Annotated in this window: 14 protein-coding genes; 13 read left to right on the top strand and 1 reads right to left on the bottom strand. The window is 50.9% G+C overall.

Annotation, left to right across the window (positions count from 1 at the left end; all coding sequences use genetic code 11):
• From HMPREF9412_RS05235 to HMPREF9412_RS05220, 4 genes are all read left to right on the top strand, one after another.
• Nucleotides 1-457: Smr/MutS family protein (locus tag HMPREF9412_RS05235; RefSeq protein ID WP_009590308.1), on the top strand; the 457-nt coding region annotated here is incomplete at its 5' end.
• Nucleotides 458-578: 121 nt separating this feature from the next.
• Nucleotides 579-998 (top strand): DUF350 domain-containing protein, encoded by a 420-nt coding sequence (locus tag HMPREF9412_RS05230; protein ID WP_009590305.1) that lies wholly within the window; start codon nt 579-581, stop codon nt 996-998.
• A gap of 160 nt (nt 999-1,158) precedes the next feature.
• Complete coding sequence (locus HMPREF9412_RS05225) at nt 1,159-1,722, top strand: hypothetical protein (protein ID WP_009590304.1); 564 nt, start codon at nt 1,159-1,161, stop codon at nt 1,720-1,722.
• A 138-nt stretch (nt 1,723-1,860) separates the two neighbouring features.
• Entirely contained in the window at nt 1,861-3,069 is a 1,209-nt protein-coding gene (locus HMPREF9412_RS05220) for an MFS transporter (protein WP_340970156.1), read from the top strand.
• 170 nt (nt 3,070-3,239) lie between these two features.
• Here the strand turns inward: HMPREF9412_RS05220 and HMPREF9412_RS05215 are convergent, their stop codons facing one another.
• Nucleotides 3,240-4,466: an NAD(P)/FAD-dependent oxidoreductase gene (locus HMPREF9412_RS05215; protein ID WP_009590294.1), complete on the bottom strand. Its 1,227-nt coding sequence runs from the start codon at nt 4,464-4,466 to the stop codon at nt 3,240-3,242.
• A gap of 139 nt (nt 4,467-4,605) precedes the next feature.
• Between HMPREF9412_RS05215 and HMPREF9412_RS05210 the strand changes: the two genes are divergently transcribed.
• From HMPREF9412_RS05210 to HMPREF9412_RS05170, 9 genes are all read left to right on the top strand, one after another.
• The gene (locus tag HMPREF9412_RS05210) at nt 4,606-4,842 is read left to right on the top strand and encodes a hypothetical protein (protein WP_009590298.1); all 237 of its coding nucleotides are present in this window, start codon (nt 4,606-4,608) and stop codon (nt 4,840-4,842) included.
• Between the two features lie 40 nt (nt 4,843-4,882).
• Entirely contained in the window at nt 4,883-5,269 is a 387-nt protein-coding gene (locus HMPREF9412_RS05205) for a spore coat protein (protein WP_009590302.1), read from the top strand.
• 191 nt (nt 5,270-5,460) lie between these two features.
• The gene (locus tag HMPREF9412_RS05200; protein ID WP_009590307.1) at nt 5,461-5,961 is read left to right on the top strand and encodes an Lrp/AsnC family transcriptional regulator; all 501 of its coding nucleotides are present in this window, start codon (nt 5,461-5,463) and stop codon (nt 5,959-5,961) included.
• Nucleotides 5,962-5,975: 14 nt separating this feature from the next.
• Nucleotides 5,976-7,181: an aminotransferase class I/II-fold pyridoxal phosphate-dependent enzyme gene (locus tag HMPREF9412_RS05195; RefSeq protein WP_009590296.1), complete on the top strand. Its 1,206-nt coding sequence runs from the start codon at nt 5,976-5,978 to the stop codon at nt 7,179-7,181.
• Between the two features lie 118 nt (nt 7,182-7,299).
• Entirely contained in the window at nt 7,300-7,563 is a 264-nt protein-coding gene (locus HMPREF9412_RS05190; RefSeq protein ID WP_009590300.1) for an aspartyl-phosphate phosphatase Spo0E family protein, read from the top strand.
• Between the two features lie 227 nt (nt 7,564-7,790).
• Entirely contained in the window at nt 7,791-8,351 is a 561-nt protein-coding gene (locus HMPREF9412_RS05185) for a cob(I)yrinic acid a,c-diamide adenosyltransferase (protein ID WP_036659974.1), read from the top strand.
• 3 nt (nt 8,352-8,354) lie between these two features.
• Entirely contained in the window at nt 8,355-9,416 is a 1,062-nt protein-coding gene (locus HMPREF9412_RS05180) for an RluA family pseudouridine synthase (RefSeq protein ID WP_009590295.1), read from the top strand.
• The gene (locus HMPREF9412_RS05175; RefSeq protein ID WP_009590306.1) at nt 9,413-9,775 is read left to right on the top strand and encodes an arsenate reductase family protein; all 363 of its coding nucleotides are present in this window, start codon (nt 9,413-9,415) and stop codon (nt 9,773-9,775) included. The genes HMPREF9412_RS05180 and HMPREF9412_RS05175 overlap by 4 nt, the downstream gene beginning before the upstream one ends.
• A gap of 298 nt (nt 9,776-10,073) precedes the next feature.
• Nucleotides 10,074-10,386: 5'-3' exonuclease (locus tag HMPREF9412_RS05170; protein WP_009590297.1), on the top strand; the 313-nt coding region annotated here is incomplete at its 3' end.

Raw genomic sequence — 10,386 nt, 5'->3', positions numbered from 1 at the left:
CATCGAGCCCGGGGATGAGGTTCGGGTATACAGCCTGAATCAGAAGGGGCATGTCGTGGAGATGTCCGGCTCGAAGGAAGCCGTCGTTCAGCTTGGCATTATGAAGATGAAGGTCGCGCTGGACGATTTGGAGCTGCTGTCGAATCCGGCCGCCAATGCCAAGCAGGCACCGAAACAGCATGCCACCGTCCTGAAGCGGACCCGCGATGCCAACATCCGGAATGAGCTGGATTTAAGGGGAGCGAACCTGGAAGAAGCGTTGATCGAGGTGGACCGGTTCATTGATGAGGCGTTTTTGGGGAATCTGGGACAGATCTACATCATTCACGGCAAGGGAACCGGCATTTTGCGAACCGGCATTCAGGATTATTTGCGCAAGCACAAACATGTCAAAAGCCATCGTTTAGGCAATTACGGCGAAGGCGGCAATGGCGTAACTATTGCCGAGTTGAAATAAGGAAAGTAAGAAATCAGGAACCGTTTTCTCCTTCAATCGTATAACATATCAACAATAGGGTTCAGAACGACGGGATGCGAAAGGTGCCGCATCCCGTTTATATCAGGGAGGAAATAAGGGAATGACGGAAGCGATTGATCATTTGCTGACCCATCCACTTGGGGTGCTCGTCGGCTATTTCTCTGTTGCGATACTTGCACTTATTGTTTACTTGTATTGCTTTGAATTGGTTACCAAGTACAATTGCTGGGATGAAATACGCAAAGGAAATGTTGCCGCAGCCATGGCGACCGGCGGCAAGGTCTTTGGCATCTGTAACGTGATGCGGTACAGCATCACGGCTAATACGTCCATTTACGGCATGATTAAATGGTCGTTCTTCGGGTTTATACTGCTTTTATTGGCTTATTGGCTGCTTGAGTTCTTGACGCCTGTGTTTTCGGTCGATGAAGAGATCGGCAAGGATAATCGGGCAGTGGGCTTGATCGTGCTTCTTATCACCGTATCTTTGTCTTACATTATTGGAGCGAGCATTACTTAAGGGCTTCGGGAGGAAAGAACGATGAAATATTTACCGCGGATATTGTTTGCGGCAGCCATGATTTTTTTCGTGGCGGGTATTGTATACTTAATGTCTCAATAAAAATAACGTAAAGAAGGCCATTCATGGCCGTTTGAATAAAGAAAGGGATGAATGACCGATGGAACCGACGGTTTGCCCATGGTGCCAAAGTGAGATTGTATGGGATGAGGAGATAGGTCCCGAGGATACCTGTCCTCACTGCGCGAATGAGCTTAAAGGCTACCGCACATTGAATATCGCATTGCAAGATGAAGATGAAGATGAAGATGACGTCGGGGAGGAATATGAAGAGACTTATGAGCCTTCCGATGAGGAGGCGCGCGATCTTCAACGCATCTGGGGCTCCGACCATGAATCGCTGTCATCGCTTCGCACCGTGGATAAGTACGGGGAAGATCACGATCTTTTTGCATTCGAGGAGACGGTGGAGGGGATCCTGGACCAACAAGAGGAAGTGCCCGAGTGTCTGCATTGCCGAGAGTATATGCTTCATGCAGGAACGCAGCGCGTGAGCGGAGAAGGCTTCCAGCCGGTTCACGCACCCTTGATCCAAGCTCCCATTCTGCAGCCTCCGTATGATCTGAACGTTTATGTATGTCCCGGATGCTTCCATGTGCAGTACAATTTGTCAGAGAACGACCGGCTTCGGATGATCAAGAGTTTTATCCATAAAAAGGAATAGAGTTGCGGAGCGGCGCTGTTGCCGACCCCGCGGATGACTTAAGGAAACTGCCGGCGGCGGTTTCCTTTTTTTTGTTCATGAAGTGGAGCGCGAAGGGGTAAAATACCTTGGACTTCAAGTGAAAGGGCAAGGGAGGAACTGTATATGAAGTTGACAAAGGACCCCCAGGCTATGCTTCTGTTATCGGTTCATGGGTTGTTTATTCTATCGAGCGCATTGTCGGGTACGTTCCTCAATGTATACTTATGGAAAAGCCGCCAGGATTACACCATGCTCGGCTGGTTCACGATTGCGCAGCAGGTGGCGCTTGGCCTGACGTTCTGGGCAGCCGGCAAATGGGTGAAGGAGCATAACAAAATGAATGCGCTTCGCCTGGGAATTGCCGTGTCCGGCTTGTTTTATCTATGCGTGCTGTGGGCAGGGAGGGACGCCGTCCATTACATTTGGCCCCTCGGCCTGCTGTTCGGGGTGTCTTTAGGATTGTTCTGGTTGGCCTTTAATGTGGTTTATTTCGAGGTTTCGAGTGCGGAGAACCGGGACTGGTTTAATGGCTGGATCGGGCTCTTGGGCTCCATAACGGGGATTATCGGTCCGTGGCTGGCAGGCTGGATCATCACGCTGATGCATGGGGATCAGGGCTATCGGTTTATTTTTACCGTGTCGATGGCCATCTTCGCCGTGACGGTGGTCATGAGCTTTTTTCTGCGAAAAAGGCCGGTTCAAAGCGATTATCACTGGCTGGAAGGGGTAAGCCGCCTCAAGGAGGGCGGCGTTTGGAAATACGCGGTATTAGGCTTGGCTGTTCAGGGAATCCGGGAGGGCGTGTTCTCCTTTCTCATCACGCTGCTTGTTTTCGTGGCGACGGATCAGGAGTCCAAGCTGGGGCAATTCGCTTTGATTACTTCGGCTGTTTCACTGGTCAGCTACTGGGCCTGCGGGAAATGGTTCAAGCCCAAATTCCGTAAAACCGGCATGCTGGTTGGTTCCGTATTGATGCTGCTTGTCATCATGCCGCTGCTGTTTACGGTCAACTACACTACGCTGCTGGTGCTGGGAATCGGGACGTCGCTCTTCATTCCGCTGTACATGATGCCGGCTATATCGGCCAGCTTCGATCTCATGGGCGTGAATCAGGAAAACGTGGAGAAACGTGTGGAGCTGGTCGTGCTCCGGGAACTCAGTCTGACGATAGGCCGAATTACGGGCTTGCTCGTTTTCATTCTTGTACTGTCATTCAGGCAGGATACGTTTACGATAACATTGCTGCTGTTGTTTCTGGGAGCGTCCCCCATCGGATCTTGGCTGTTCATACGAAAGCTGTTTCCTACCAAAGGACAAGCCGCCTGAGCCTGATGGCAACGATGTGAGTCAGGGAGATCATGCAATGAGCGAAAGTTGTATAGCGCAGGTCAGCGGCGTTTTTTAAAATAGTAAGCCGCGGCGCGGAGGCAAATCGTACAAACGCAAAGAAGGTATCTCCAAGGTCGCTGGGCCTATTAGGGGATACCTTCTTAAATTTATGTGAAGTTCAGGTCGATCGGACGCCTCAGCGAGAACCACTTCAGTTCTTCGGGCTCTCTGCCGGCAATCGTCTCGGCCAGGAGATCGGCGGCGATCATGCTGTAAACCATACCGTTTCCGCCATAAACCTCGATGAAGTAGCTGTGCGGATACTGCGGATGTCTGCCGATCAGCGGGATGCCGTCTTTGGTGGAGGCGAACACGCCAGCCCAGCTGCATGCCATTTTCAGGTCCGTCATTGTAGGGAACAGCTTATGAATTTCATTCAGCAGTCTCTGGCTTCTTGGCTCGGCGTATTCCTCCGGTTTGCCTGAAGGAGGCAGCGGCTCATCCAGTCCACCGGCCATGATCCGCCGGTCCGGGGTTGTTCGGAAATAGAGATATGGACGGTCGGTCTCCCATATGAGAGCCCGCTCATACCACGAAGACAGATCGGGAACAGGCTCGGTCATAATGGCGTAGGTATTGAGGAGATCCACTTGATAATCCGGCTTCCATTCTTGGGTGCTGTACCCGGTAGCCCAGATCACGTGTTTGGCTGAAACGCTTCCCTGATCCGTCATGACGGTGACATCGTTGTCTGTATACCTGGTTTCTTTCACTTCGCTGTTTTCATAAATTTGCAGCCCCTGATCGCTGGCATCTTGAAGAAGATGATGTCCGAGACGGTAGGGATTGACTTCGGCATCGCCGCGGGTATAGATGGCGGCTTCCTTTGAGAACGGAAATTTAGCCTTCACATCATCGCGGTTCCAGTACTGCACGTCGAAGCCCTTGCGTTTGAGGAGGTCATACTCATGACGAATCAAGCCGATATCTTGAGGGTTGCTGGCATAGTAGAGGCTGCTTCGAGAGATCAACCCGGAATCCCTTGACAACGTATTCGCGATTTCAGTGAGCCGACGTATGGCATTTCTGCACATCATGTAGAAGGCGGTACCCCGGTCCTCGCCGAAATGTTGAATCAAATCGGAAAGGGGACAGTCGTTGGAGATTTGCAGCAGTCCCGTATTGGCGGAAGTGCTGCCCTCGCATACTCGATTTTTTTCCAGGAGTATGGCGTTGACGCCTTGCACGCTCAGGACATAGGCCATCAGGGCACCGCTGATACCGCCTCCGACGACCAGCACGTCGCAGCTAAGCCGGTCCGAGAGCGCGGGGTATTTTTTTACCGGTTCGGTATTTAAATATTTCCAGGGCGTTGTTCCGCCGGTCAGTAACATGATCCATCCCCTCTCCTCGTCACATCGCAATTAGTTTGGTCGTTCCTTCCGCATTTCATGACATCTTGCGACATAGATTTGTACAACGGTGGCATACTAGATCCTGTCAACCTAAATGGAAAGGGGAACAACGAACCGTATGACACCCAATCAGCAATTACAGCCTCTCACTTCAAAAGAGCTGGATTATATCGTGGACTGCATCTCCAACGAGACCATGCTGGCCAAGCATTGCGCCGCTACGGCGGCAGCCAGTCAGAACCCTGCCATTCAGCAGGCACTGCTTGGATTCGTCAAGCGACATGAGCAGCATCTTGATATGTTGGTGAACTCCCTTCAGACCCACAGCAGCGTTGCGCCCAACCAGCCGCAGTAAGCGGACAGTGCATAACCTACAACCCAAAGGAGGAACTACGATGGCAACCCCTAACGGATCTTCATTCCTGCCCGAAGAGGATTTGCTCAGCCCGATACTGGGAGAGCTGAAACGGGCCGTTCGAGAATATACAACAGCCACGACGGAAGCCACTTGCCCTGACGTGCGTCAAATGTTTACCAATTTGACCACGGATACGCTGAGCCTGCAAGGCGAATTCTTTAATATGATGAAGCAGCAGAACATGTACACCGCAGGCACGCATGCGCTGAAATACGACGTGGACAAGCAGCATAAACAAGCGCAGCAGTCCGTACAAAAAACTCGGGAAACGATTAATCAAAAAACTTCAAGCATGGGCGCGTATGCGCACAATCCGAACGTTGAGCCCCATGCAACCAATGTATCCCCTGCTCCTTATATGTAATGTAACCCAACCATCCTATGGTTAACGCAACGATTTCGCCGATGACACCTCCAGCTTTCGCTGCGGGCATGCATCGGTTTTTTTCTTTTGCACATCCCGTGTAAGTTATTGTAATATAAGTATTAATCTCTGTTCCGACAAAACCGTGTGTCACGAGCGGTTATTCGGAATAAGTGCTGGAGGATACGTACATGGAAGAGCTAAGCGAATTGAAACTGAAGGTGCTTGACCTGCTGAAAGAGGACGCGAGAAGATCGCCGGCTCTACTCTCTACTCTACTCGGTGTAGAAGAGGAAGAAGTAAAGACCTCCATTGCGGAGCTTGAACGAGATCACGTCATTGTCAAGTACGCCACCGTTGTCAATTGGGGCAAGGTGGAGGACGAGAAGGTTACGGCGCTGATCGAGGTTCAGATAACGCCTGAGCGCGGAAGAGGCTTTGAAGGAATCGCGGAACGGATTTATTTGTTCCCGCAGGTGAAGTCGGTCTATCTGATGTCTGGCGCCTACGACCTGCTGGTCGAAGTGGAAGGCGGTAACCTGCGCGAGGTGGCCAATTTTGTTTCCGAGAAACTGTCGCCTATTGATTCTGTTTTATCGACCAAAACGAATTTCATTTTGAAAAAATATAAACAAGACGGGATTATTTTTGAAGAACGTCAAGAAGACAATCGTCTCCTGATCTCGCCGTAAAGGAAGCGTGTGCTATGATTTTGAACGAACAGCAGCTTGCAGAAAATAACAGGAAATCGATGAGCTCCTATTTGGCGCCTAGAGTCAGGGATATTCAACCCTCCGGAATCCGGAAATTTTTCGATCTCGTCAGCGGAAACAAGGATATTATCACGCTAGGCGTCGGGGAGCCTGATTTCGTAACGCCGTGGCATGTACGAGAAGCGTGCGTATATTCATTGGAGCGCGGGTTTACGGGCTATACGTCCAATGCCGGCATGCCGGAGCTGAGGGAAGCGATCGCGGAATATTTGAACGACAGCTTCCATGTGACCTATAATCCTGCGAATGAAATCATCGTTACCGTGGGCGGCAGTGAAGCGATTGATCTGGCGCTGCGGGCCTTGATTGTTCCCGGAGATGAGATTCTGATTCCGGAACCGTGTTACATTTCGTATTCGCCGATCGCTTCAATCGGCGGCGGCGTGCCCGTCGGCATCGAAACGACGGCGGAGCATCATTTCAAACTGACGGCCGAAGCGCTGGAAGCGCAAATCACGCCCAAATCAAAGATTCTGATTCTCTGCTATCCAAGCAATCCGACCGGGGCGATCATGACCTACGAGGATTGGCTTCCGATTGCGGAAGTGGTGGAAAAGCACGATCTGATTGTGATTTCAGATGAAATTTATGCCGAGCTCACGTATGAAGGCAAGCATGTCAGCTTTGCCTCGATGCCCGGCATGATGGACCGCACCATACTGGTCAGCGGCTTTTCGAAGGCGTTTGCTATGACCGGCTGGCGTATGGGTTATGTGTGTGCCCATACGGATCTCATTGCCGCCATGCTGAAAATTCATCAGTATACGGTCATGTGTGCACCGGCCATGGGGCAAGTCGCCGCGCTTGAAGCATTGCGTAACGGCATGGGGGAGAAGGACCGAATGGTTGAATCCTATAACCAGCGGCGCAGGCTCGTTGTGCAGGGGCTGCGGGAGATCGGTCTGGATTGCCACGAACCCCAGGGAGCGTTCTACGCCTTCCCAAGCGTCAAGGGAACGGGACTCGGCTCGGAAGAATTTGCTCAGCGATTGCTGACCGAAGCCAAAGTGGCCGCAGTGCCGGGTACTGCCTTCGGGCTTGGCGGGGAAGGTTTCATTCGCTGTTCTTACGCTACATCCATTGCTCAACTGAATGAGGCATTGGAGCGAATGGGCAATTTTGTGGAAAAAATAAAGTAGGCAAGGAATTCGTTGAACTTTTTCCTTGAATTAACAAAAAATTCACTTTTCATTGACGAAAATTATGTTATAATTTTATTTTGGGGGCAGAATTTTACTTTCCAAGGAGGGATCACCAGTGTTTTGTGATTATGAATTGTCAAACTACCGTGGTGATTATACGGCTGAAGACAATAATCACGGTAAATGGTCAATTAAATCAGCCAAATCCACTCCTCAGGAAATTACCTTGGAAGACGAAATTCACATGCTCCGCCGGAAGATGGAGCAAATATTTTTGGAAGAGCAGTCCTTCACGTCGGAAATCGTGATCGAAATCAGCAGCTTGCTGGATCTGAAGATCAACGAATATATGAAGGCCCATCCCAAAAAGAAACTCTAAAATATGTCACCATTAAATAATGCAAGGCTGTTCCTAGAGTGAGGATACTCGTGGATCAGCCTTGTTTGTGTTTAAAACCAAACGCCAACCTAAAGCACATTCCCTCAAGGCGTTATCCGGCCTTGGGTTTATTCGGCCGCAGCGGGAACGCGATCCGAAATTATGCTATAGTGAGCATAATAAGATGTTATGGTGTTCGTTCAAGATATGAAATGGAGGAAGATGTGATGAAGGTATATACAAGAACGGGAGATGCGGGGGAGACTTCGATTATTGGAGGTCGCGTGCCTAAGGATGATCCGCGCATCGAAGCGTACGGCACGATCGATGAATTGAACAGCTTTGTCGGTCAGGCCGTGTGTTTGGCCAAGGAAGCCGATTTTGAGGAGCTGTATCTTCAGCTCGTTCAAATCCAGCATGAACTGTTCGATTGCGGCTCGGATCTGGCTTATGCGAGGCCGCGGGAGGATAAACTCAAGGTCGGTGCCGAGCTTGTGGATCGTCTGGAGGCGTGGCTGGATGCATTCGAAGAGAAGAACCCTCCGCTGGAGCGCTTTATTCTGCCGGGCGGAAGCGCCTTGTCTTCTTCGCTGCATGTATGCCGGACCGTATGCCGGCGCGCAGAAAGGCTGACCGTTACGCTGCAGCGAACCACCGAGATCAATCCGGAGGTCCGCCGGTACTTGAACCGGTTGTCCGATTATTTCTTTGTTGCCGCACGGGCAGCCAATGTGCATGCCGGGATACCTGATGTTGAATATGAGCGAAGCGGAAAGGTGTTCCGGTAATAGATGGGTCTGTACTATCCGCCAATCCGCTATGTCGTACCCACACACGAAGACGGCATGCTGCTTAAGACCATTTTGCAAAAACGAATGGGGGTATCCCGCAAGCTGCTCTCCCGCCTCAAATTGACGGAGCAGGGCATTATGCTGAACGGAACCCGCGTATATATTAGCGTTAAAGTGCAAGCGGGCGATTTGGTCGAAATTCGGATGGAGCAGGAACGTTCCAACGATATGCTGCCCCAGCCCATGGAGCTTCATATTCTGTACGAGGATGAGCATCTGCTTGTCTTGAACAAGCCGGCAGGAGTCATCGTGCATCCGACGCACGGGCATTATACCGACACGCTGGCCAACGGCGTCGTTCATTATTGGCAGGAGAAGGGCTGGAATTACCGGTTCAGAGCGGTTCACCGGCTCGATCAGGAGACTTCCGGCGTACTGGTGATCGCGAAGAATGCGTATATTCATCAGCATGTTTCCGAACAAATGATTGCCGGCACCGTCGATAAGAGGTATGTCGCTTTTGTGCATGGAAGACCTTCGCCGACAGGCGATATTGACGGTCCGATTGATCGGGATCCGTTGGAGCCCCACCGGCGCATCGTAACTCCGGAAGGATATCCTTCGCTTACGCGGTATAGGGTATGCGAAACTTACCCCTCCGCATCCTTGGTTGAATTGAAGCTCGAAACAGGCCGGACGCATCAAATTCGGGTGCATATGCTAAGCATCGGTTGTCCATTGATCGGAGATCAGATGTACAGGCATCCTTTATACAGCGATCAGGGATTGTTACCGGACGCGCCGGAGAGGGATGAGGATTCCAATGGGGCCGTCGGGTCATTGGATCCGTTAGCCGCAACGATCATGAGGCTGGACGGCTATATGGACAGACAGGCGCTGCATGCGGCAAGCCTGACGCTGATGCATCCGATAGAGGGGAAGACGATGGTATTCAGGGCCCCGCTACCTGAGGACATGAAATCATTGAGATTAGCGCTCGCGCAAGAAGCTGTCACTTCATTATGTAACACTACAACATTAGAGGGAGAACCTATTGAATGAGCAAACTGAAAGTATTTCAATATCCGAAATGCGGGACTTGCCGTAACGCCGTGAAATGGCTGCAGAACGAAGGACATGAGCTGGAGCTTCAAAATATTTTCGAACAACCGCCAAAGAAAGATGAGTTAGCCGACCTGATCGCCAAGAGCGGACTGGAGCTAAAGAAATTTTTCAATACGAGCGGCGAGGTATACAAGGAAATGAACCTGAAGGACAAGCTGCCCGGCCTTTCCGATGAGGAGAAGATCGAACTATTGTCTTCCAACGGAAGATTGATCAAGCGTCCGATCGTGACCGACGGCAGCAAAGTAACCGTCGGCTTCAAAGCGGAGCAATATCAGGAGAGATGGCAGAAGTAACGGTCGCTTTTGGGACATGACAGATACAAAAGACAGGCTGCGGCTAGTGATTGATTACGAGAGTCGCGGAATCGGTTTGCCGAAGGGCAGCCATTCGCCGGTAACGATGTCGTCCTGCTGATGAAGGCAGAACATTCCATGGTTTTTCGACCATCGGAATGTTCTTTTTTTTGCGAACAGCCCATGATAGGAAATTCAAAGAAATACCCTGTGACAAGCCCAAGCCCATATAAGGATATGGTATAATGACAAGGTATATTTTAAGGTTACACCAGAGAAGTTAAAGTTAGGAGCGATCATGACCGTGATACCCAATCCACAACCATCCTTAATGCTCGTCGACGGGATGGCTTTATTATTTCGTGCTTATTATGCAACAGCGTCCAGCGGTTATATCCGCCGTACCAAAGCGGGTGTGCCGACCAACGCGATTTACGGCTTCCTGCGGTATATGTGGGATGCCATCGATAAATTTCAGCCTACCCATGTGGCTTGCTGCTGGGATATGGGCTCAAAAACATTCCGTACGGAGCAATTCGCCTCGTATAAAGGCAATCGTCCGGAAGCGCCGGATGACTTGGTTCCGCAGTTCTCGCTGGTTCGCGACGTGA

It is taken from the genome of Paenibacillus sp. HGF5 (genome assembly GCF_000204455.1).
GTDB lineage: Bacteria > Bacillota > Bacilli > Paenibacillales > Paenibacillaceae > Paenibacillus_AQ > Paenibacillus_AQ lautus_A.
This window is presented reverse-complemented; position numbering and strand designations above follow the sequence as displayed.